This window comes from uncultured Tateyamaria sp. (genome assembly GCF_947503045.1).
Taxonomy (GTDB): Bacteria; Pseudomonadota; Alphaproteobacteria; order Rhodobacterales; family Rhodobacteraceae; genus Tateyamaria.
In genome coordinates, this window is record NZ_CANNCF010000002.1 from 910,792 (window position 1) to 931,775 (window position 20,984).

Below are 20,984 nucleotides of genomic sequence, written 5' to 3' on the forward strand. Positions count from 1 at the left end.
GCAATCTGCCCACCAATGATCATGCGTTGATTTCGGCCTCGAACGCCCAGGCAAGCCAGGGCAACATCGCTTCGATATCGGAGGTTTCGACTGTGCCGCCGCACCAGATGCGCAGGCCCGGAGGGGCGTCGCGATAGGCCCCGATGTCGAGGGCGACGTTTTCATCGGCCAGCCGTTTTGCAACAGCCTTGGCGAATGCAGCACCGTCAGTGATCCGATCATCGGTGAACTTGAGGCAGACCGACGTTGTGGACTGCGTCGCCGGATCGGCAGCGAGGTTTTCAATCCAGTCATGCGTCTCTACAAAGGCGGAAATCGCGTTTGCGTTGGCATTTGCCCGCGCGATCAATCCTTGCAACCCGCCAACCGAACGTGCCCAGTCGAGGGCAAACAGGTAATCCTCGACCGCCAGCATGGACGGCGTGTTGATGGTTTCGCCGACAAAGATCCCTTCGATCAGTTTACCACCTTTGGTCAGGCGGAAAATCTTGGGCATGGGCCACGGCGGCGTGTAGTTTTCCAGCCGCTCGACGGCGCGGGGTGACAGGATCAGCATGCCGTGCGCCGCTTCGCCGCCCAGCACCTTTTGCCAGCTGAATGTTGTTACATCGAGCTTGTCCCAGGGCAGGTCCATCGCGAAGGCGGCAGAGGTCGCATCGCACAGCGTCAGACCGGCGCGGTTGGCGGGAATGGCATCGCCATTTGGCATCCGTACGCCCGATGTCGTGCCGTTCCAGGTAAAACAGACGTCGTTGTCATAGTTCAGCGCGGCCATATCCACGATCTGCCCGTATTCGGCGGTGTGAACGGTGTGGTCGATCTTGAGTTGTTTGGCCACGTCGGTGACCCAGCCTGCGCCAAAACTCTCCCATGCGACCATCTCTGCGGGCCGTTCGCCCAGCAGGGACCACATGGCCATTTCATAGGCGCCGGTGTCCGAGGCGGGCACGATACCGATGCGGTAATCGTCTGGCACGCCGAGGATGTCGCGGGTGTCGTCGATGGCCTGCTTGAGCTTGGCCTTGCCAACGGCGGCGCGGTGCGAACGGCCCAAAGGCGCGTCGGACAGGGCGGTCAGATCATGTGTGGGGGGCTTGGCACAGGGGCCAGAGGAAAAACGCGGATTCGCCGGCCGCGTTGCCGGTATTTGAGTAGCCATTGCTGCTATCCTTACAGATAATCGCCCTTCGTTGGGGAAGGGTGTCCCGCGGATGGAGGTATGCGGATGCCGCTGCGGGCGCAACTGGCAATTGATCCGAAACCGACGATGTGCCGAGAATTTTCGACAGGTTCGGTGCCTATCGGAAACCTTTGCCTGTAACCCAAGGTCGCAATTCGTGAGGTGACAGGGGCCGTATGCCTGCGGCAGGTTGATGGAACGCTGTGTAAAACTGGGGGCTGTCATGTTCAGGCAAATCGTATTGGCCATTGCGTTGGTGTTGGGGTGTTCGCTGAGTGCAGAGGCCTTTTGCGGCTTTTACGTCGCAAAGGCGGACGGGTCGCTTTACAATCAGTCCTCCAAGGTTGTGTTCGTGCGCGATGGTCGCAAATCGACGATCACCATGTCGTCGGATTATCGCGGTGCGGCGTCTGATTTCGCGATGATCGTGCCGACCCCGCGCGTGTTGCGCCGTGAACAGGTTGATACGGTGGACGCGGATATCGTGGCCCACCTGGACAGTTATACTGCGCCACGTCTGGTGGAGTATTTTGACCATGACCCGTGCGACGGGCCCATTATCGAGCCAGGAGGCGTTGTCGCAGAGTTTAATTCCGGTTTGTTAACGCGCAGATCAGCACCATCGCGGCGCGCTGGCGCTGCCGCACTTGGCGTCAGGATCGCTGCCGAATATGCCGTTGGCAATTATGACATCCTGATCCTGAAGGCCAAGCAATCCGATGGTCTGTCCATCTTTCTGAAGCAGGAAGGATACAAATTACCCGATGGGGCCGAGGCGGTGCTGGGCGACTATATCAAGGCGGGCATGAAGTTCTTTGTCGCCCGCGTGAACCTTGGCCGTCATTCGGCGTCACAGACGAAGGAGTTGCCGCCGCTCCAGATCAGCTTTCGCGCAGACAAGTTCATGCTGCCGATCCAGTTGGGCAAGCTGAACGCGGACAAGGCGCAGGATGCACTGTTTTTCATGCTGGCGCGCGAAGGCCGGGTCGAGGTGGCCAATTACAAGGCCAAGGCCCTGCCCACGGACGAAAACGTGCCGCCACTGGTCGAGAATTACTTTCCCCAGTTCTACAAGGCTGCGTTCAACCGCACCGTCGGGTCACGTGGCGGGATTGCGATGGAATACGCCTGGGACATGTCGTGGTGCGATCCTTGCGCGGCTGATCCCTTGCCCAATGACGATTTGCGCGCCCTTGGGGTATCGTGGATCAAGGGGGACAATACGGCCCAGCAGGACGTTTATGTGACGCGCTATCATGCGCAATACACCAAGAATCAGATGCCCAAGGATGTGGTGTTCAAGGTGACCGACAATCGGAACAACTTTCAGGGCCGGTACGTGATGAACCAGCCCTTTGATGGCGAGATCACATGCGCCGAAGGCCAGCGATATGTGCGCGACAAGAAGGCACGGATGCGCAAGGAAGAGGCGCGCTTGCGCAAGCTGACCGGGTGGAGCGCGGGTTTCGTGACCAAGGCGGTTTTGCAAAGCGTGCCGCGCATCTATTGGTGACGGTCGCGGTCTGAAAGTGGCTCTAACGCGTGCGATCTGAGCGTGTTTTGACCTAGCGCTTCTCGGCAACGTGCTGTGCGATCAATTCTTTGTACAATGTGCGGATGCGCTGCGTCACCGGGCGCTCACCATTGCCGATCTCTTTGCCGTCGATCTCGGCCACGGGTGTTTGCGCGCCGAACGTGCCGGTCAGAAACGCCTCATCCGCGCCGTAGGCTTCGTAAAGCGAATAGTTTTTTTCCAGCACCGGGATGTCATTGGCGCGGCAGAGGTCGATCACTTTTTGGCGGGTGACGCCGTTCATGCAGTAATCGCCCGTTGAAGTCCAAACCGCTCCCTTGCGCACGATGAAGAAGTTGCAGGCGTTGGTGGTGTTCACGAACCCATACGGATCGAGCATCAGCGCCTCGTCCGCCCCTGCCTGTTCGGCCTGCAGGCAGGCAATCACGCAGTTCAGTTTCGAATGGCTGTTGTATTTGGCGTCCTGACTGGTTGGCAGGCCGCGCACCTGAGGGACAGTGGCCAGCCGGATGCCCTTGGATTGCAAAGCCTCGGTTGGTTTGGAATGTTCCATGATGATCACGAGCGTCGGGCCCGACTGGCTGAGCGAGGGGTGCTGGAACGGTTTGACCTTGATCCCGCGTGTCAGCATCAAGCGGCAATGCACGTCCGTTGTCATGTTGTTGGCAACCGCGGTGCGGGTCAGTGCGTCGAGGATACCTGCGCGGTCCATTCCGACGTCCAATGACACCGATTTGCAGGAGTCAAAGAACCGGTCCATGTGCTCGTCAAAGAACGCCCAAACCCCTTCATAGAGCCGCATTCCTTCCCACATTCCATCACCCAGCATGAAGCCGCTGTCATAAACCGACACCTTGGCGTCGTCGCGGTGCACGATATCGCCGTTCACATAGATCTTGATGTCGCGGTTGCGCGCATCCTCGTCCGCGGTGTGGGTGGTGTGTTTTGCGTCGGTCATGGTGGCTTGGTGTCCGTTAGGGCCCGTGTTGGTGCCACTGTTTCTGAAAAGGCGGACCATGTCAGCCCGGGTTCTGGTCATTGCGCGCCCCCGCGCGGGCTGGTGCAGGGTGGAATTGGCGGCTATAGCGCCGCTCGGGCACCCCTTTTGCGATGGCCCGTCGCCTTTCGGACAGTTCAGAGATGTATGTTTGCACGCTTTTGACCGACCCTGCCAAGCCGACGCTGGACCCCGCGCTGGTCGATAGCTTGCGCAATGCCTGGGGCGGGGGGGATGCGCAGTGGCTGGCGCCGGACGAGGCGGCGGCTTTTTCTCTCGCCACTGTGCCGGACAATCGCTGGGACGTCTGGGGTGATTTGCAAACGCTGGGGGTCGATCTGGTGATCCTGCCGTTCGAAGGGCGGCGCAAGAAGATGCTGCTGGCCGATATGGACAGCACCATGATCCAGCAGGAATGCATCGACGAGCTGGCGGATGTGGCCGGGGTCGGGGACCGGGTCAAGGACATCACCGCCCGCGCCATGAACGGTGAGCTGGATTTCGAAGCAGCCATTCGCGAGCGCGTTGGCTTGCTGCAAGGGCTGCCGGAAACGGTGATCAGCGAGGTACTGGCCAGCCGCATCACCTACATGCCCGGTGGTGCGACCTTGCTTGCCACGATGAAGGCCAACGGGGCTTATGCCGCCCTCGTGTCTGGCGGGTTCACCGCGTTCACGGCCGCCGTCGCTCGGACTTTGGGCTTTGATGAGAACCGCGCCAACACCTTGATGGTCGAAGACGGCGTGCTGACCGGGCAGGTGGGCATGCCCATTCTGGGCCAGCAGGCCAAGGTCGACGCGCTGGCGCAGATCACCGGCCGTTTGGGACTGGCGGACGCGGAAGTTCTAGCGGTCGGCGACGGGGCCAATGATCTGGGCATGCTGCATCGCGCAGGTATGGGTGTGGCCCTGCATGCCAAGCCGAGCGTTGCTGCCCAATGCGACGTGCGGGTGAACTTTGGTGATCTGACCGCACTTTTGTACCTGCAGGGCTATGCGCGGTCCGAATTTGTGAGCGCCTGAAGGGGGCTCTGCCCCCGTCCTGCGAACTCCCCCGGGATTTTTTGAAAACAGAGAAGTGGCAAGGGCCGTGCTGTGGCTTCGGCATGATGTGTGATATACTGCACAAAACTTACCAGGGAAGGGAGCCTGAACATGCCGAAATTCATATTTGCCTATCACGGTGGTGGGATGCCGGAAACGCCGGAAGAGGGCGCGCGCGTCATGGCGGCGTGGAATGACTGGTATGCCGAGATGGGCGATGCCGTTGTGGATGGTGGCGCACCTGTAGGCCAGTCGATGACCGTTTCGACACATGGTGTGGCGGGTGACGGCGGTGCGAACCCCTTGTCCGGTTACACGGTGGTCGAGACAGCCTCGATGGAGGTGGCCTGTGAAATGGCCAAGGGCTGTCCAATGGTCGCGGATGGATCGGGGTCGGTCGAAGTCGCGCCCCTAATCGACATGTAGCCCGCATGCGACCCTACAGCAAAGCGGGCGCTGCGCGCAGATAGCCTGTGTGCAGGCCGTCCCAGTTCTGGATCGGGCCGTTTGTATAGGCCAGCGCCTCGGGGTGGTTGGGGTCAAGTGCGCCGAATTTGACAAGGATCTGTGCCATGGCGCATTCGCTGGCGCGGGTGCCGCCATCGGTGATCTTGAGCGCGATACCCAGTCTCTGTTCAGGGAGAATGGCGATGTTGTAGCCTTCGGCGCCTGTCTTGATCGCAACACCCCCACCTGCTGCGCGCATCTGCCGGGTGCAGGCGCGCCCTTCGCCCGCGACAAGCTCGGGGTGCAGCGCCATGGCGGCGCGCAACTGGCCCTGTGGGCTGTCATCGGGCGCGGCTGCGAAACGCGCCATCGCGCGGGCCATGCCGTGCAAGGTGCAGGCAAAGTTCGGGGCAGAGCAGCCGTCGATCCCATGCCCGGGCGAGGTTTCTTCTGTCATCCGCTCAAACGCCTCGAGGCAGGCCTTTTGCACCGGGTGATCCATAGCGACATAGGTCGGATCGCCGCCCAGATGCTTGGTCAGGGTCAGAAAGCCCGCGTGTTTGCCCGAACAGTTGTTGTGGATGCGGCGCGGCACCTCGTGGGCGCGGGTCATGGCATCGCGGACCTCGTGATCGCGCGACACCTGCGGGCCGCAGCAAAAATCGTCATCGCAGCAGCCGATATGATCAAGCCATGCGCCAACCTTTTCGGTGTGGATCGCGGCGCCCTGATGCGAGGCACAGGCCAGCGCCAGATGCTCGGTGTTCAGCTCATGAGCCGCCGCCGCGCCGCTTTCGATCAGGGGCAGCGCCTGCAGCATCTTGGACGAGGATCGCGGCAGCACTACGGCCTCTGGTACACCCCAAGCCTGCACGATTTGCCCAGTCTCGTCACAGACAACGGCATGGCCCTGATGGGCGCTTTCCAGAAAGGGGCCGCGCCAGACTTCGGCCAGTGTGACGGCGCCATGGGCCGGATGTGTCATATTTTCCCTCACATCTGCGCGAAAACCTGCCAATTGGCCATTCCCGCGTCGCGCGTTTCGCGCTAATGTGCCACTTGTCGAGAAGATTTGCCGCCCATGCAAGAGAATGCACCGAAAATGGTGTGCCACATGCGCGGTTCCGTTGTTGAGGTTAGGACAGCTTGGAGGCTGTAAAAATGGGATTCATTTCAAAGATCGCACTTGGGTTGGGCGCGCTGTCGCTTATGACCTGCGTCGCCGCCGCGCAGGAGCAGAGCACCAATCGTGTCGCTGCAAAAACGGATTGGAGCGTGTTTGTCGAGGACAACCCGACAGAATGCTGGGGCGTCGCCACGCCCAAGGAAACGGTCAACACCCGCGAGGGCCGCGTTGTTGCGGCCACCCGTGGGCAGATCCTGCTCATGGTGTTTTACCGACCCTCCGCGCAGGCCAACGGACAGGTTGCCTTTACCGGCGGCTATCCGTTCCGGTCGGGATCGACCGTCAACGTCAACATCAGCGGCAACGAGTTCGAGCTGTTCACGGACGGTGAGTGGGCTTGGCCTGCGACCCCTGCGGATGACTCCAAAATCGTGACCGCGATGAAACGTGGCGCGGATGCCATCGTGACCGGCGTTTCCAGCCGCGGCACCACCACCAAGGACACGTTTTCGCTGCTTGGCTTTACAGCGGCGGTCGAGGATGCCGAGTCCCGCTGCGGCGGCTGACACCTCTGACATATCAGATGCGTGAGCGGTCGTGCGGACATGTGTGGTCGCTTTTGCAGTCTGGGCGCGCGCCGACCTGTGGCGCTGTTGTCCGCGAAGTGTTGTCGGCGAATCCTTTTGATCGTCCGCTGAATTCCTATATAGGGGCGCATCACCTTACCCGTTTGGACCTTTGCCATGGCTGACGCGCCGATCACTCAGGATGTTTTGACGATCCCCCGGAAACTGCCGGATGGGCCCGTGAACCTAGTCGGTCTCACACGTGCTGCGATGCGCGATGCGCTGATCGCCCATGGTACGCCGGAAAAGCAGGCCAAGATGCGGGTCGGGCAGATCTGGCAATGGATCTATCAGTGGGGTGTGCGCGACTTTGCCGTGATGACCAACCTGTCCAAGGCCTATCGCGCCGAACTGGCAGAGAAGTTCGTCATCGAAATCCCCGAGGTCGTGTCCAAGCAGGTGAGCGAGGACGGCACGCGCAAATGGCTGGTCCGTATCGCAGGCGGGCATGAGGTTGAAGTCGTCTATATCCCCGAAGAAGGGCGCGGCACGTTGTGCATTTCCAGCCAAGTGGGCTGCACCCTGACCTGTTCGTTTTGCCATACCGGCACCCAAAAGCTGGTGCGCAACCTGACGGCGGGCGAGATCATTGGGCAGGTCATGATGGCCCGTGATGATCTGAACGAATGGCCCGTGCCGGGCGCGCCCAAGGATGAAACCCGGTTGCTGTCCAACATCGTTTTGATGGGCATGGGCGAGCCGCTTTATAACTTTGAGAACGTGCGCGACGCGATGAAGATCGCGATGGACGAAGAGGGCATCCAGCTCAGCCGTCGTCGCATCACCCTGTCGACCAGCGGCGTCGTGCCCGAAATCGAGCGCACGGCAAACGAGATCGGATGCCAGTTGGCGGTGTCCTTTCATGCAACCACGGACGAAGTCCGCAACACGCTGGTGCCCATCAACAAACGCTGGAATATCGAGGTGCTGCTGGAGGCCCTGCGTGCCTATCCACGCGGGCGCAATTCCGAGCGGATCACTTTCGAATACGTGATGCTGCACGGTGTAAATGACAGCGACGAAGATGCGCGCCGTCTGGTCAAGCTGATCGACGGCATTCCGGCCAAGATCAACCTGATTCCGTTCAACGAATGGCCCGGTGCGCCCTATACTCGGAGTTCAAACAACCGCATCCGCGCCTTTGCCGACATCATCTACAAGGCCGGTTATGCCAGCCCGATCCGCACGCCACGGGGCGAGGACATCATGGCCGCCTGTGGTCAGTTGAAATCCGCGACCGAACGCGCCCGCAAAAGCCGGGCGCAAATTGCGGCGGATGCAGGCCTGGGTTGAAATTCTTCCCGATCCGGACACAATTGGTCCCAACAATTTCCAGAACGTGAACGATTGTCGCCATGCTGCGCGGCAAAAGTGCCTTCACGCATTTTGCGTATCTGGAGAAGAACCATGTCGATCATTTCGAACCAAGACGAATTTGCACAGGCGCAAGTCCTTGAATTTGTCATCACCGAGCGCAGCAAGACCCTGTCGCGTCGTGAGTGGAAACACCGCCTGGCCGGTTTTGGCTATGCTATCCGCGAAACGGACGCGGGCGACGTTGTGCAATCCCTGATCGGGGCCAAGGACATTTGCGTCCTGCCCGCCGCACTGTCTGCCTGAACACCTGAATTGGGCGTCAGCGGCCCGGCACTTCGCCGCGTTTTGCCGTCGGGCCCCAATTGTCGATGATGTCGATGGCTTCGGCTGCGCTGTCGACAAATCGGAACAGGTCCAGATCGTCGGCTGAAATCGTGCCTGCATCGGCCAGCGCGCCCCAGTTCACGATCTTTTCCCAGAATTCACGACCAAAGAGCAGGAAGGGCACACGCTCCATCCGGCCGGTCTGGATCAGGGTCAGCGATTCAAACAATTCGTCCAGCGTTCCAAAGCCGCCCGGAAAGACGCAGATCGCCCGGGCGCGCATCAGAAAGTGCATCTTGCGGATCGCGAAATAGTGGAAGTTGAAGGCCAGATCGGGAGTCACAAAGGAATTCGGCGCCTGTTCGAACGGCAACACGATGTTCAGTCCGATAGACCGCCCGCCCGCATCATAGGCGCCGCGGTTGCCCGCCTCCATCACGCCGGGGCCGCCGCCCGTGACCACGACGTTTTCGGTGCCGCCAGACTCCATCGACTTTTCCGTCATCAGCCGGGCAAAGCTGCGCGCCTCGTCATAGAAATGCGACAGGTCCGCCAGTGTCTTGGTGCGTGCCTTGTCCTTGTCCACGGGGTCGGGGATGCGCGCGCCGCCGAACATGACGATGGTGGATTCGATGCCCGCCTCGTTCATCAGCATTTCCGGCTTGAGCAATTCCAGCTGCAACCGGACGGGGCGCAATTCGTCCCGGCACATGAATTCGTCATCAGCAAACGCCAACGGATAGGACGGCGACCGGGTCTGTGGCGTGTCGGGCACCCCTTCGGCCGCCTTGCGGTCGGTATGGGCGTCTCGAAACGGGCTGTGGCGGTCGTCTTTCATGCGGCGATGCTCCTTTGGCTGTCCCAAGGGGTAGCGCGCGCAGGCAGGCTTGCCCAGATGTGATTGCACCGGGCCACGGATTGTTGTCTAAGCGCCGCGATCAATTGGGGAGATTGCCGATGTCCAACGCACAGCTTGAAACCGCCGTCGAAGCCGCCTGGGAGGCCCGTGACGCCATCACGTCCGCCACCACCGGCGAAACCCGCGACGCCATCGAAGAGACGCTGCACGCGCTCGACAGTGGCTCGCTGCGCGTGGCGGAAAAGCGGGACAGCGGCGACTGGCATGTGAACCAGTGGGCGAAAAAGGCTGTGTTGCTGGGTTTTCGCATCAAGGACATGGAACATCAGCAGGGTGGCCCACAGGGTGGCGGCTGGTGGGACAAGGTCGATTCCAAGTTCAAAGGCTGGGGCGACAGCCAGTGGCAGGATGCCGGGTTCCGCGCTGTGCCCAACTGTGTGGTGCGCAAGTCGGCCTACATTGCCCCCGGCGTGGTTTTGATGCCGTCCTTTGTAAACCTCGGCGCTTATGTGGATTCCGGCACCATGGTCGACACGTGGGCGACTGTCGGCTCCTGCGCGCAAATCGGCAAGAACGTGCACCTGTCCGGCGGCGTCGGGATCGGCGGCGTGCTTGAGCCCATGCAGGCGGGGCCCACTATCATCGAAGATGACTGTTTCATCGGGGCGCGGTCCGAAGTGGTCGAAGGCTGCATCGTCCGCGAAGGGTCCGTTCTGGGCATGGGCGTGTTCATCGGTCAGTCGACCAAGATCGTGGATCGCGAAACGGGCGAGTTCACCTATGGCGAAGTGCCCGCCGGTTCGGTTGTGGTTGCCGGGTCGATGCCGTCCAAGAACGGGGTGAACCTCTATTGCGCTGTGATCGTGAAAAAGGTCGATGCACGGACACGGTCCAAGACATCGATCAACGAGCTGTTGCGTGACTGATACGGGCAAAAAGCCAAAGAAACCGTCGCGGCAACAGGTCTTTACCCTTGTGGTGCAGATTGGCCGCAAGACGGGTGATGGGCTGCCCATGGATGCAACCGGTGCGGCACTGATGTGCTATGCCAGCGGTGTGGACGAGGCCGAGGCGGTGCGCGAAACCGTCGCCTTGCTGAAACAGGCGGACACGGCCCCATTGGATGTGACGGGCTATGGCACTGTTGCCGATCGCGAGGCTGAAGGGCACGAGATTGGCGATGATGAACGCGAACTGATGCAGCGGGCGCTTGATGAAAACTCGGTGATTGTTGCCCAGATGACCCCGTTCTTTGGTGACGAAGACGAGGCAGACGACGCCTAGGCGGCGCGCTGGTCCAGCAGGGTGATCGCCTCGAACGGGCGCAGCACCTGATGAAAGGGTTTGGCGTGTTCGGGCAGCAGGCGGCTGGGCACATCCGACAGGACACTGGCGGCCAACCGAACCTCATCACGGCGAATCCGACCGATATAGAGACTTTCCACCGCGCATCCGGCAGCAATTAGAACTTCGTGACCGGGCAAGACCACCTGCACATATTCGACCGTCGCGCAGGACGCGGCCCACGTGGCAGCCGCGCCATTCACCACGTGGCGGGCGGGCACCAGTACGGCCTCTTGACCAAAGTTGTATTCCACCTCGGACCCCTGTAGCACCAGCCGCTGCTCCGGGGCGACGATGATGTCCCGGGTGAGGCCGAAATAGGGGGCGCGCAGACGCACGGGGGCAAAGCTGCCGCGGGCCGGCACGCGCGTGCGCACCACGTTCAGGACTGGAACAATGGTGTCGCAATCGGTCAGCACCGTGTCTCCGCGCTGTAAATCACCTGCGTTGCGATAGCCGTCGGGCGTCGCGATGGGAGTGGCGGGATGCAGGGTTGGCATCGGGCCCACGGGGGCAATGTCAGTGGACAGTGCGCCAAACAGCACGTCCTTGGACAGCGACCGGCATTCGCTCCCCAGCATCAGGTCGCGCATGTCATTGGCAATCAGTGGGCGCGGCGCATCGACCATCGCGGTCAGGGTTTGCCCGCCCTCGGGCTGCTCAAGCGCCAGACGCGCCCAGCCGGTCGGGATGTCCCAGGCATAGGTGACCCGCAGCGAGTGCGCGCGCCCGTCGCCGGACCATTGCCGGGCTGTATGAATGACGTCTTCGTTGTGGCGGTGCACCATGGCAATGCCACCGCCGGGAATGGCGCGAAACACAAGGTCGCGTGGCCACGGAAACTGGTGCGATATGCCCAAAAGGTCATGCGGACGGATCTGCCCCGGAACACGTGTTTCAAGCATCACCGTACCGCGGTGGAGCAGTTTGGGCAGCGGCATCTTGGTGCGATCACCGTTCAGCCCGGACGGGGCAAAGCGCCCTTCCTGATGGTCCGTCAGTCCAATCCAGCTCATGCAGCGGCCCGTGCCGTCCGCCATAAGGTCGCTTCGTACCCTTTGAGCATGCGACGCGCAGCCGGGCTGTAGCCTTTACCCGTTTGCGGGTCTAATTCAGGGAAAATGGCGCAAATCTCGTCGACCACCTGCGATTCGAGGCTGTTGACGATTTGTGGTCCGGGCAAGAAGCTTTCGGTGGCCAGCCCTTCCGAAAACACCACCTGATGTCTGTCGAACAGAAGGTGGACATAGGTGACCGCGCCGCCCGTGACGCGCGTAACGGAGTGGTCGTTGACCAGATCCTTGGCGGCGACAAGAACCTCGGCCTCGCCAAACAAAAGCTCGGCGAGACTGTCGCGGATCAGCACGCGATGGAGCGGCGAGACCTGAACGTCGTGGCGCGCACCAAACGTGCCTGCGCGAATGAGAATCGGGGCAAATGCGCCTTCGGCCGCAACCTCGCGGGTGCCCACCCAGCGCAGTTCCTGCGGTCCGTCATCTTGCGTCAGAACCAGATCACCGGGGGCGAGGTTCTGCACCTCGATATCCCCGTTGGGTGTCGCAATCTTTGTCCCGGCGACAAAACACGGAATGGAGGTGGCATTCACGAAACCAGTGTCAGTGTTGACCCCGTCGGTGATGGCGTAAGTAAAGTTGAAGTCTTCTTCGTCGCCGTCCCCGGTCACGGTGAACTCGCCACCGGCGCCCAGTGTCACGGTCTGCCCGGTAGGTAGGGTGATCGTGCTGCCGACAGTCACAGCCTGACCGTTGATATGGGTCACAGTCAGCGTCGAATTGGACGGGCTGACATCGTTGTCGAGGACGTTGACTGTCTCGGACCCGTTCGGGTTCACGATGATATTGTCCGTGATCGCGATAAGCTCGGTCTGGACCGAATTGGCGGCGATCATCAGGTTGGAATCAAAGGTACTGTCGCTGACATCCGCAATCCCGATGCGGATCGAGCTCACTTCATTGGGATTCACCTTCATCGTCAGGGTCAACGTCACAGTGAACCCGTCCATCTCGGTGTTGAAATCGTCGCCGGTGTTGTCGACGAACAGGTTGGTGTTGTTGGTCTCGTTGACGTTGCCCGGATCGATATCGCCGTTGCCGACTTCCATCTCGACCAGCTGACCATTGACCCAAACGCCGACAAAGTCCTGAAAGATCGAGTTCTGGAATTCCGGGTATTCTTCGGAACTGAACACGAATTGCATCGTCATCAGGTCGTTGTCGGGGATGAAATCGACATCCAGATAGGACGCATCAAAGGTGCGCGTTCCCGCGGCTTCGTTGAAGTCGCTGTTGTTGTTTTCGCCAAGTGTGTTGGTCGAGGTGCTGGTGGATTGGTTCGCCTCGCCGGACGAGTTGGTGTAGTCCTCGGCCTCGCCCGTGGAGAGGATGACCCCGCGTTTGCCGGGCGTCGATCCGAGTGACGAGTTCCTGTCGACTTCAAAGATGCCGGCGCTGTCGATATCGCCCGTGTACGATGCCGAGACGACCTCGACTCCATTGCCGAAAATGGTGCTTGCCATTTCTGTGGCGTCGGTGCCTTCGCGCACCGTTTTGATCGGAATTTCCGACGCTGTAACCATGTTCTGCCCACCTCAGGGCCGACGACAGAACAGGCGCAGCGCACGCGGTTTGATCGCGTGTCAGATCGTGCTGATTTTCGCACATATGTGGTCACACGTTGGCGACCGGACTGCTGATGCCCTGCCTCGGGCTGTATTATTATCCGTTAACTCTAGCACAAAAATTAACCTCCTGTTAACTCTCTTGTTGTGCCAACGTGCCGAAATCGCGACCTTTTCGCCACAACTTGCAGTAGGAACTTCCATGACTCCCATTGATCCCGTTGCGTTGACTGCAGACTTGGTCCGTTGCGAATCCGTGACGCCGGCTGATGGTGGTGCCCTGGATGTTCTGCACGATCTGTTGTCGGGCGAAGGGTTTGATTGCGCTTGGGCGGACCGTGGCGGGGTCCGCAATCTGTTCGCCCGCTGGGGCCCCAAGGGCCATGCGCGCAGCTTTGGCTTTAACGGTCATACTGATGTCGTTCCGGTCGGGGATGCGGCGGCGTGGTCGATGCCCCCGTTTGGCGCAGAGGTGAGCGATGGCATCATGTACGGGCGCGGAACGACGGACATGAAATCCGGTGTCGCAGCCTTTGCTGCCGCCGCCGTGGATTTCGTGCGCGCCACGCCCCCCGACGGGGCCGTGATCCTCGCGATCACCGGCGATGAGGAAGGCGACGCAGCCGACGGCACCACGGCGCTGCTGGATCATATGAAGAAGACAGGCGAAGCGATGAGCGTCTGTCTGGTGGGCGAGCCGACCTGCCCCGAGACCATGGGCGAGATGATGAAGATTGGGCGGCGTGGGTCGATGACGGCGTGGTTCACCGTGACCGGCACTCAGGGCCATTCGGCCTATCCCCACCGCGCCAACAACCCTTTGCCGCCGTTGATGCGGCTGATGGATCAGTTGGCGACACACGAGTTGGACAAGGGGACCGACCACTTTGATGCCTCCACCCTAGCGATCGTGACCGTGGATTCGGGCAACCCGGCCACAAATGTGATCCCCGCGCAGGCGCGTGGCACCGTCAACATCCGGTTCAATGACATCCATAGTGGTGGCAGCCTGTCGGCTTGGTTGCGTGCGCAGGCCGACGCGGTTGCGACGACTTACGGAGTTGAGATTGATGTGCGGATCAAAATCTCGGGCGAGAGTTTTCTCACCCCGCCCGGCCCGCTGTCCGACCTCGTGGCCAAGGCTGTTAAGGCCGAAACTGGCGTGACCCCGGTGCTGAGCACCAGTGGCGGCACGTCCGATGCCCGCTTTGTCAAAGATCACTGCCCGGTTGTCGAATTCGGTCTTGTCGGGCAGTCAATGCACAAGGTGGATGAACACGTACGCGTCGACCATATCCACCAACTCAAAGCGATCTATGGCCGCATTTTGCGAGACTATTTCGAATGAATTGGGTGATTTCGCAAACTGAGGACCTGACCACATGTCACGCCCTGCGCCGCACCGTGTTCATCGAGGAACAAGGGGTGAGCGAAGCGGACGAAGTTGATGGGCGCGACGGAGATGCGCTGCATGTGTTGGCAATATTGGACGGCAAAGCGCTGGGCTGTGCACGGATTCTGGTGTCGGGCGATACGGCCAAGATTGGCCGGGTTTGCGTGCTTAAGGAAGCGCGCGGCACCGGGTTGGGGGCGGCCATCATCGTCGGATGTCTGGACGTCGCGCGAGCGCAACCCGGTGTGACGCGCGCCAAACTGGGGGCCCAAACGCACGCGCTGTCCTTTTATGAAAAACTGGGCTTCGCGGCGTTTGGCCCGATCTATGACGACGCAGGCATTCCACACCGCGATATGGAACGGGCTCTTTGAGGCCGACCCTCGTGATCATGCTGAAGGTGCCGCGTGCGGGACGGGTCAAAACGCGGCTGGGCCGGGATATCGGAATGGTGCCCGCCGCATGGTGGTTTCGCCATCAGGTGCGGCGATTGCTGCGCCAGATCCGTGATCCGCGATGGGACGTTGTCCTTGCCGTTGCACCTGACATCGAGGGTATGATGAGCCGCTGTTGGGATGCCGAATTTGCGCGTTGGCCACAAGGCGGTGGCGATCTGGGGGATCGGATGGTCCGTATGATGCGCCGCGCGCGTGGGCCTGTCTGTGTGATTGGAGCGGATATTCCCGGCATCACCCGTGCGCATATCGCCGAAGGGTTTGCCACACTGGGCCGCAACGACGTGGTGTTCGGCCCCGCGCCTGATGGGGGATATTGGCTGATTGGTGCCAGGTTAGGGTCTGTTTTGCGCCAAAACGTGCTGGACAATGTACGCTGGTCTTCGGTCCATGCACTGGCGGACAGCCGCGCGGCCTTTGCCGGGAAACGCATCGCTTTGATCCGCACTCTGGCCGATGTGGATCGGGCTGACGATTTGCCATGACGCCATATGGTGTGCGTGCTACCTGATGCGGCATGAGCCGTATTCCCACCAAGGCTGAAATCCTCGATTGGATTGCCGCCAACCCGACCCTCACCGCCAAACGTGACATCGCCAAAGCCTTTGGGATCAAAGGGGCTGCGCGGATCGACCTCAAACGCCTGCTCAAGGAGCTGGCCGAAGAAGGGCATATCGAAAAGCGCAAAAAGACCTATCAGGACCCGGATCGCCTGCCGCCGGTGAGCGTGCTGCTGGTCTCGGCGCCTGATGATGACGGGGATCTGTTTGCACGGCCGATGGAGTGGCATGGCACCGGGGTTGAACCCAAGGTGCTGGTGATTCCGCGCGCCTCTGACCCGGCCTTGGGCGAAGGCGACCGCATTCTGGCGCGACTGACACTGGTTCAGGCCGATGATTACCATTACGAGGCCCGTCTGATCCGGCGGATCGGCACCAACCCGGCCCGCGTGCTGGGCGTTTTTCGCAAAGGTGCCGAAGGCGGGCGCATCGTGCCGGTCAACAAGGGCAGCAGCAATGAATGGTCTGTTGCGGCCGACGCGACAGGGGGTGCCAAGGATGGCGAATTGGTCGAGGCCGAGCAGGCCGGGCCAAAGTCGCGGATTGGTTTACAGCGCGCGCGTGTTGTGGAACGGCTGGGCGACCCAAGCGCGCCCAAGGCGGTGTCGTTGATCGCGATTCATGAACATGGAATCCCCGACTCGTTCCCCGATGAGGTCGTGGCTGAGGCGGATGCGCAAAAGCCCAAGGGACTGAAAGGCCGCACCGATCTGCGTGACATGCCCCTGATCACCATCGATCCGTGGGATGCGCGGGATCATGACGATGCCTGCTATGCGCATGCCGATGATGACCCCAAGAATGAAGGCGGCCATGTCATCTGGGTCGCGATTGCGGATGTGGCGGCCTATGTCACGCCCGCCTCTGCACTGGATCGAGAGGCCCGAAAGCGGGGCAACTCAACCTATTTCCCCGACCGCGTCGTTCCGATGTTGCCGGACCGGTTGTCAGGCGATCTGTGTTCCCTGCACGAAGGGGTGCCTCGCGCTTGTATCGCTGTCCGTATGCAAATTGACGCGCAGGGCGAAAAGATCGGGCACGAGTTTGTCCGTGGGTTGATGCGCTCACCTGCTTCGCTGAACTACGAGGAAGTTCAGGCGGCCATTGATGGTGCTCCGAATGAGCGTGTTTTGACTTTGTTAGAGCCTGTTTTACGTCCACTCTACGCTGCCTACGATGCGCTGCTGAAGGCCCGACACCGGCGCCAACCGTTGGAACTCGATCTGCCTGAACGCCAGATTGTATTGGAAGACGACGGCACTGTGTCGTCGGTCAATTTCAAAGACCGGCTGGACGCACACCGGCTGATCGAAGAATTCATGGTGCTGGCCAATGTTGCCGCCGCCGAAACACTCAACGCCAAAAAATCTGCACTGCTGTTCCGCAATCACGAAGAACCGGCACCGGAAAAACTGGAGGCCCTGCGTGAGACGGCGCAGGCCGCCGGGCTCAACCTGGCAAAGGGGCAGGTGCTGCAAACCGCGCATCTGAATCGTCTGCTCAATCAGGCGCGCGACACGGATGATGCTGAGTTGATCAACCTGTCCACTTTGCGGTCCATGACGCAAGCCTATTACGGGCCGGTGAATTTCGGGCATTTTGGCTTGGCGCTCAAGAACTATGCCCATTTCACGTCGCCCATCCGGCGCTACGCTGATCTGATCGTGCACCGCGCGCTGATTTCGGCGCATGGCTGGGGTGACGACGGATTGCGCCCCGAGGATGTCGAAGGTTTGGAAAAGACCGGCACTCATATCTCTGACACCGAGCGTCGGTCGATGGCTGCAGAGCGCGACACCACCGATCGGTATCTCGCCGCTTATCTGAGTGAGCGCGTCGGGGACGAGATGGAGGGCCGCGTAGCCGGGATCGCCAAGTTCGGCATTTTCGTCAAGCTGGATGAGAGTGGGGCGGATGGGCTGGTGCCAATGCGGGCCATTGGTGCGGAGTATTTCCACTTTGATCGTGACGCAGGCACGCTGATGGGATCGGACACCGGACTTGTGATCAGCGTTGGGCAGCGCGCGACGGTCAGGCTGGCCGAAGCCGTGCCTGTGACCGGTGGGATCGCGCTTGATCTGTTGGCGCTGGATGGGAAATCCCTGCCCAAGGGCCGTTCGAGCCCGGCTGGTCGCAGCCCACGCCGCAAGCCCGTGAAATCCAAGCGACGCGGTGACAAGGTCAAGCGCAAGGTGAGCCGCAAGCGCTAGCCCAAAGCCTCGGCCACGCGTTGTACATAGTTCGTGAGAATTTCATCGCTGCGCATGCGCATGGACAGTGCCGTGTCGCAAGGTGTGGCGGCCATCGCGGCCAGCATCGGAGCAACGCTGGCATCTGCGGCTGTCGGCTGGTTTCCGAACAGGAACGGACCCTGCCAAAGCCGATCGGTGATGGCCTGCAAGTCAGGCTCGACCCGGTCCAATCGTTCTGCTTCCGTCAACCGCCCAAGGCCCTGACTGTGCATGCCGTGCAGGACCGCGCGGCGCATCGGGCGCGTGATGATCTTGCGGAGGAGTGTGGGTATTGCGGCGAAATATGTGTCTCTAACAATAGACCAAACCCGATCATCACCCCACCTGTCCAGTAGAATATGGAAGTACAGATGCTCTTCGGCCATGCGGATAAAGGCGCGGGATGCGGCGCGGTCGAGATCGCTCAGACCCTTGTCAAATTCTGCGCCGTTCCGTTCCAGCCACGCCCGGATATTTTCGCTGTCACCAATGATTTCATCCTTGACCCACAAGGCGGGCAGCTTGCCTTTGGGCCAGTTCCGGGGGTCAGGCGTATCGTCGCGTTGCCATGACATGCCCGACAGGTTCAGCAGGTACATCGCCTTGACGCAAAACGGGCTGGCGCTGAGTTGGTCAAAGGCCGGGGGATAGGTGATCAGGGTCAGCATGGTGTCCTCACGAATTTTGCCATGAGATGCGATCTAAGGCGCGATGCTGACAGAAACTGGCAGGATGTGTGATAGGGTAGGGTCATGACCCGCACACACCGCCTTTTCCAATTGATGCAGACCTTGCGCCGCATGACACCGCCGATCACGGCGCAGTCGCTGGCCTACGAGATGGACGTGTCGCTGCGCACGATCTACCGCGACATCGATGAATTGCGCGGGCTGGGCGCCGTGATCGATGGCGAGGCCGGGTTTGGCTTTACCCTGATCGAAGACGCGACCCTGCCGCCGCTCGGGTTCGAGGATGACGAGCTGGAAGCCCTCGTTCTGGGTCTGCGCGATGTGGCAGCGATTGCCGATCCCGCCCTTGTTCAGGCCGCGACCTCTGCGCTTGCCAAGATTCAGGCGCGGGTGCCGCCGAAACAAGCGCACCGTCTGAAACACGCTGTTCTGGATGCACGGAGGTTCCGCAAGCGATTGCCGATCCGCATAGATGTCGCCGCCCTGCGACAGGCCGCATGGGACGAGGTCAGCGTGCGCTTTGCCTATCGTGATGCCAATGATGTGCCGACAACCCGCGCAGTCAAACCGCTGGGCATCGTCTATTTCGACGACACCAACATGCTGATGGCGTGGTGCCATTTGCGGCAGGATTTCCGTGTTTTCCGTCTGGATCGCATGGACGAGTTGCAGGTGACCGATGACAGTTTCCGCCCGCATCGCGTGTCCCTGCTGCGCGATCACTTGGCGCGTTTACGCTCAGAAGATGCCCACCGGGCCAAGGTTTCCACTTCCGGTGATCAAAGTCTTTCGTGATTGCGCCATTTTCGGTAGGCTTGGGTCAACGCGAAACAAGCGAGCATGAGGCAAAAAATGCGGTGGGCAGTCACCTTTGGGGCCGTTGGCGGCGCCCTGTTCTTTGGTCATATGGCAATGGGTCAGACAATCGCGGGGTCGCTGAGGCCCGAGATGCGACCCGTCAGCGACGTGGTATCCCGCGCCGAAGCGGCGCCGATATTGGTGGTAACGGGGTCTTCGGTGGCCCGCCCGAAACTGCGCCCCGGGCCAGCAGCGCAACCTACTCCACCACCTGTTGAGGCATCCGCCAAGGATGCGGGATTTCAAGAGTGGCTGGGTGGGCTGAAGGCGCGCGCTGTAGGCCAAGGTATCGACGCTGCCACCTTTGATCGCGCCTTTCGTGGAGTGCGTTACGATCCGGATGTGATCAAGCGCGACCGCAATCAGTCCGAATTCACCAAGACGATTTGGGACTATCTCGACAGTGCCGCTTCGGACACACGGGTTGAGAATGGACGAGCCGCCTTGACCAAACATCGCCGCACGCTCGAGGCGATCGAGGCGCGCTATGGTGTCGAGAAAGAGGTTGTGGTGGCCGTTTGGGGGCTGGAAAGCAACTATGGTACCTTTCGCGGCAAGAGCGATGTGGTCCAGAGTCTCGCCACCCTTGCCTATGACGGGCGGCGTGGCGCGTTCTTTGAACAGCAGCTGATGGCCGCGCTGAAGATCCTGCACAGCGGGGATACTGATCCGCGTAGTATGACCGGGTCCTGGGCCGGGGCGATGGGGCACACGCAGTTCATTCCGACCTCGTATCTCGACTATGCGGTGGATTTCACGGGCGACGGCAAGCGCGATATCTGGTCGGACGACCCAACGGATGCGCTGGCTTCGACCGCGGCCTATCTGGCGAAATTTGGCTGGGTGAAGGGTCAGCCCTGGGGCGTTGAAGTGACCTTGCCCCGCAATTTCGACTACGCGTCGGCCAGTCGCAAGGTGACGCGAACCCCTGCCGAATGGGCGCGCCTTGGCGTCAAGGGTGTCAATGGCAAGACGGTGCCGAACCATGGTGCCGCGTCGATCCTGTTGCCGGCGGGCAGTCAGGGTGTGGCGTTTATGGTGTTCAAGAATTTCAGCGTGATCGAGCGGTATAATGCCGCGGACGCCTATGTGATTGGTGTCGGGCATTTGAGTGACCGGATTGGCGACGGTCCCAAATTCGCGGCCAGCTGGCCCCGTGGCGACCGCGCGCTGACCTTTGACGAACGCCAGGAGATGCAGCGCCTGCTGACGGCGGCGGGGTTCAACACGCAAGGGGTCGATGGCAAGATCGGGCCCAAGACGCTGGAGGCCGTGCGTGGATTCCAGCGCGCCCGCGGGCTAACACCGGACGGGTATGCGTCACTTGGTCTGCTCAAGGCGTTGCAGTGATCCAAACGAGGCT

Annotated in this window: 21 protein-coding genes; 14 read left to right on the forward strand and 7 right to left on the reverse strand. The window is 60.9% G+C overall.

Annotation, left to right across the window (positions count from 1 at the left end; all coding sequences use genetic code 11):
• Window positions 1-19: 19 nt before the first annotated feature.
• Window positions 20-1,159: a phosphoserine transaminase gene (locus Q1A89_RS12870; RefSeq protein ID WP_299728566.1), complete on the reverse strand. Its 1,140-nt coding sequence runs from the start codon at window positions 1,157-1,159 to the stop codon at window positions 20-22.
• A 244-nt stretch (window positions 1,160-1,403) separates the two neighbouring features.
• On the opposite strand from Q1A89_RS12870, the gene Q1A89_RS12875 reads away from it, so the two are divergent.
• Complete coding sequence (locus Q1A89_RS12875) at window positions 1,404-2,693, forward strand: DUF2330 domain-containing protein (protein WP_299728569.1); 1,290 nt, start codon at window positions 1,404-1,406, stop codon at window positions 2,691-2,693.
• Between the two features lie 52 nt (window positions 2,694-2,745).
• Here Q1A89_RS12875 and Q1A89_RS12880 read toward each other — a convergent pair whose 3' ends face one another.
• Entirely contained in the window at window positions 2,746-3,672 is a 927-nt protein-coding gene (locus tag Q1A89_RS12880; protein WP_299728572.1) for an aminotransferase class IV, read from the reverse strand.
• A gap of 182 nt (window positions 3,673-3,854) precedes the next feature.
• Here Q1A89_RS12880 and serB point away from each other — a divergent pair, with 182 nt between their 5' ends.
• Together serB and Q1A89_RS12890 are read left to right on the forward strand one after the other, a co-directional pair.
• Window positions 3,855-4,733, forward strand: a complete 879-nt coding sequence (serB, locus tag Q1A89_RS12885; RefSeq protein WP_299728575.1) for a phosphoserine phosphatase SerB — start codon at window positions 3,855-3,857, stop codon at window positions 4,731-4,733.
• Window positions 4,734-4,865: 132 nt separating this feature from the next.
• On the forward strand, window positions 4,866-5,180 hold the full coding sequence (locus Q1A89_RS12890; RefSeq protein ID WP_299728578.1) for a hypothetical protein: 315 nt from the start codon (window positions 4,866-4,868) through the stop codon (window positions 5,178-5,180).
• 13 nt (window positions 5,181-5,193) lie between these two features.
• Here Q1A89_RS12890 and Q1A89_RS12895 read toward each other — a convergent pair whose 3' ends face one another.
• Window positions 5,194-6,186, reverse strand: coding sequence for an asparaginase (locus tag Q1A89_RS12895; protein ID WP_299728581.1), 993 nt, complete (start codon window positions 6,184-6,186; stop codon window positions 5,194-5,196).
• Window positions 6,187-6,362: 176 nt separating this feature from the next.
• Between Q1A89_RS12895 and Q1A89_RS12900 the strand changes: the two genes are divergently transcribed.
• The 3 genes from Q1A89_RS12900 to Q1A89_RS12910 all read left to right on the forward strand — a co-directional run bounded on the left by Q1A89_RS12900 (window position 6,363) and on the right by Q1A89_RS12910 (window position 8,573).
• Window positions 6,363-6,893, forward strand: coding sequence for an invasion associated locus B family protein (locus Q1A89_RS12900; protein WP_299728584.1), 531 nt, complete (start codon window positions 6,363-6,365; stop codon window positions 6,891-6,893).
• 177 nt (window positions 6,894-7,070) lie between these two features.
• Window positions 7,071-8,246 (forward strand): 23S rRNA (adenine(2503)-C(2))-methyltransferase RlmN, encoded by a 1,176-nt coding sequence (rlmN, locus tag Q1A89_RS12905; protein ID WP_299728587.1) that lies wholly within the window; start codon window positions 7,071-7,073, stop codon window positions 8,244-8,246.
• Window positions 8,247-8,360: 114 nt separating this feature from the next.
• Window positions 8,361-8,573 (forward strand): hypothetical protein, encoded by a 213-nt coding sequence (locus Q1A89_RS12910; RefSeq protein WP_299728589.1) that lies wholly within the window; start codon window positions 8,361-8,363, stop codon window positions 8,571-8,573.
• Window positions 8,574-8,589: 16 nt separating this feature from the next.
• Here Q1A89_RS12910 and Q1A89_RS12915 read toward each other — a convergent pair whose 3' ends face one another.
• On the reverse strand, window positions 8,590-9,432 hold the full coding sequence (locus tag Q1A89_RS12915; protein ID WP_299728591.1) for an LOG family protein: 843 nt from the start codon (window positions 9,430-9,432) through the stop codon (window positions 8,590-8,592).
• A gap of 119 nt (window positions 9,433-9,551) precedes the next feature.
• Between Q1A89_RS12915 and dapD the strand changes: the two genes are divergently transcribed.
• Both dapD and Q1A89_RS12925 read left to right on the forward strand, forming a co-directional pair.
• Window positions 9,552-10,379 (forward strand): 2,3,4,5-tetrahydropyridine-2,6-dicarboxylate N-succinyltransferase, encoded by an 828-nt coding sequence (gene dapD / locus Q1A89_RS12920; RefSeq protein ID WP_299728594.1) that lies wholly within the window; start codon window positions 9,552-9,554, stop codon window positions 10,377-10,379.
• Window positions 10,372-10,737 carry a hypothetical protein gene (locus Q1A89_RS12925; protein ID WP_299728597.1) on the forward strand — a complete coding sequence of 122 codons (366 nt, stop codon included), beginning with the start codon at window positions 10,372-10,374 and terminating at the stop codon, window positions 10,735-10,737. Before dapD ends, Q1A89_RS12925 begins: the two co-directional genes overlap by 8 nt.
• Here Q1A89_RS12925 and Q1A89_RS12930 read toward each other — a convergent pair.
• Together Q1A89_RS12930 and Q1A89_RS12935 are read right to left on the reverse strand one after the other, a co-directional pair.
• Window positions 10,734-11,813: a Hint domain-containing protein gene (locus Q1A89_RS12930; RefSeq protein WP_299728599.1), complete on the reverse strand. Its 1,080-nt coding sequence runs from the start codon at window positions 11,811-11,813 to the stop codon at window positions 10,734-10,736. The genes Q1A89_RS12925 and Q1A89_RS12930 overlap by 4 nt on opposite strands.
• Complete coding sequence (locus Q1A89_RS12935; protein ID WP_299728602.1) at window positions 11,810-13,393, reverse strand: Hint domain-containing protein; 1,584 nt, start codon at window positions 13,391-13,393, stop codon at window positions 11,810-11,812. The genes Q1A89_RS12930 and Q1A89_RS12935 overlap by 4 nt, the downstream gene beginning before the upstream one ends.
• Window positions 13,394-13,637: 244 nt before the next feature.
• Here Q1A89_RS12935 and dapE point away from each other — a divergent pair, with 244 nt between their 5' ends.
• From dapE to rnr, 4 genes are read left to right on the forward strand one after another with little or no spacing between them, the layout of a single operon-like run.
• The gene (gene dapE, locus Q1A89_RS12940) at window positions 13,638-14,783 is read left to right on the forward strand and encodes a succinyl-diaminopimelate desuccinylase (RefSeq protein WP_299728605.1); all 1,146 of its coding nucleotides are present in this window, start codon (window positions 13,638-13,640) and stop codon (window positions 14,781-14,783) included.
• Window positions 14,780-15,202 (forward strand): GNAT family N-acetyltransferase, encoded by a 423-nt coding sequence (locus Q1A89_RS12945; protein WP_299728607.1) that lies wholly within the window; start codon window positions 14,780-14,782, stop codon window positions 15,200-15,202. Before dapE ends, Q1A89_RS12945 begins: the two co-directional genes overlap by 4 nt.
• 17 nt (window positions 15,203-15,219) lie before the next feature.
• Complete coding sequence (locus Q1A89_RS12950; RefSeq protein ID WP_366524490.1) at window positions 15,220-15,768, forward strand: DUF2064 domain-containing protein; 549 nt, start codon at window positions 15,220-15,222, stop codon at window positions 15,766-15,768.
• Between the two features lie 32 nt (window positions 15,769-15,800).
• A complete protein-coding gene (gene rnr, locus Q1A89_RS12955) occupies window positions 15,801-18,053 on the forward strand; it encodes a ribonuclease R (protein WP_299728613.1) in 2,253 nt (750 codons plus the stop codon).
• Here the strand turns inward: rnr and Q1A89_RS12960 are convergent.
• A complete protein-coding gene (locus Q1A89_RS12960) occupies window positions 18,050-18,742 on the reverse strand; it encodes a glutathione S-transferase family protein (RefSeq protein ID WP_299728616.1) in 693 nt (230 codons plus the stop codon). The genes rnr and Q1A89_RS12960 overlap by 4 nt on opposite strands.
• A gap of 84 nt (window positions 18,743-18,826) precedes the next feature.
• Here Q1A89_RS12960 and Q1A89_RS12965 point away from each other — a divergent pair, with 84 nt between their 5' ends.
• The gene (locus Q1A89_RS12965; RefSeq protein ID WP_299728619.1) at window positions 18,827-19,558 is read left to right on the forward strand and encodes a YafY family protein; all 732 of its coding nucleotides are present in this window, start codon (window positions 18,827-18,829) and stop codon (window positions 19,556-19,558) included.
• A gap of 57 nt (window positions 19,559-19,615) precedes the next feature.
• On the forward strand, window positions 19,616-20,971 hold the full coding sequence (locus Q1A89_RS12970; protein ID WP_299728622.1) for a lytic murein transglycosylase: 1,356 nt from the start codon (window positions 19,616-19,618) through the stop codon (window positions 20,969-20,971).
• The last annotated feature ends 13 nt before the right edge of the window (window positions 20,972-20,984 follow it).

Bases quoted from the DNA above. Each gene is read 5' to 3' on its own strand.
- Q1A89_RS12870 (WP_299728566.1), bottom strand. From the start codon at position 1,159: ATGGCTACTCAAATACCGGCAACGCGGCCGGCGAATCCGCGTTTTTCC.
- Q1A89_RS12875 (WP_299728569.1), top strand. From the start codon at position 1,404: ATGTTCAGGCAAATCGTATTGGCCATTGCGTTGGTGTTGGGGTGTTCG.
- Q1A89_RS12880 (WP_299728572.1), bottom strand. From the start codon at position 3,672: ATGACCGACGCAAAACACACCACCCACACCGCGGACGAGGATGCGCGC.
- serB (WP_299728575.1), top strand. From the start codon at position 3,855: ATGTATGTTTGCACGCTTTTGACCGACCCTGCCAAGCCGACGCTGGAC.
- Q1A89_RS12890 (WP_299728578.1), top strand. From the start codon at position 4,866: ATGCCGAAATTCATATTTGCCTATCACGGTGGTGGGATGCCGGAAACG.
- Q1A89_RS12895 (WP_299728581.1), bottom strand. From the start codon at position 6,186: ATGACACATCCGGCCCATGGCGCCGTCACACTGGCCGAAGTCTGGCGC.
- Q1A89_RS12900 (WP_299728584.1), top strand. From the start codon at position 6,363: ATGGGATTCATTTCAAAGATCGCACTTGGGTTGGGCGCGCTGTCGCTT.
- rlmN (WP_299728587.1), top strand. From the start codon at position 7,071: ATGGCTGACGCGCCGATCACTCAGGATGTTTTGACGATCCCCCGGAAA.
- Q1A89_RS12910 (WP_299728589.1), top strand. From the start codon at position 8,361: ATGTCGATCATTTCGAACCAAGACGAATTTGCACAGGCGCAAGTCCTT.
- Q1A89_RS12915 (WP_299728591.1), bottom strand. From the start codon at position 9,432: ATGAAAGACGACCGCCACAGCCCGTTTCGAGACGCCCATACCGACCGC.
- dapD (WP_299728594.1), top strand. From the start codon at position 9,552: ATGTCCAACGCACAGCTTGAAACCGCCGTCGAAGCCGCCTGGGAGGCC.
- Q1A89_RS12930 (WP_299728599.1), bottom strand. From the start codon at position 11,813: ATGAGCTGGATTGGACTGACGGACCATCAGGAAGGGCGCTTTGCCCCG.
- Q1A89_RS12935 (WP_299728602.1), bottom strand. From the start codon at position 13,393: ATGGTTACAGCGTCGGAAATTCCGATCAAAACGGTGCGCGAAGGCACC.
- dapE (WP_299728605.1), top strand. From the start codon at position 13,638: ATGACTCCCATTGATCCCGTTGCGTTGACTGCAGACTTGGTCCGTTGC.
- Q1A89_RS12945 (WP_299728607.1), top strand. From the start codon at position 14,780: ATGAATTGGGTGATTTCGCAAACTGAGGACCTGACCACATGTCACGCC.
- Q1A89_RS12950 (WP_366524490.1), top strand. From the start codon at position 15,220: ATGCTGAAGGTGCCGCGTGCGGGACGGGTCAAAACGCGGCTGGGCCGG.
- rnr (WP_299728613.1), top strand. From the start codon at position 15,801: ATGAGCCGTATTCCCACCAAGGCTGAAATCCTCGATTGGATTGCCGCC.
- Q1A89_RS12960 (WP_299728616.1), bottom strand. From the start codon at position 18,742: ATGCTGACCCTGATCACCTATCCCCCGGCCTTTGACCAACTCAGCGCC.
- Q1A89_RS12965 (WP_299728619.1), top strand. From the start codon at position 18,827: ATGACCCGCACACACCGCCTTTTCCAATTGATGCAGACCTTGCGCCGC.
- Q1A89_RS12970 (WP_299728622.1), top strand. From the start codon at position 19,616: ATGCGGTGGGCAGTCACCTTTGGGGCCGTTGGCGGCGCCCTGTTCTTT.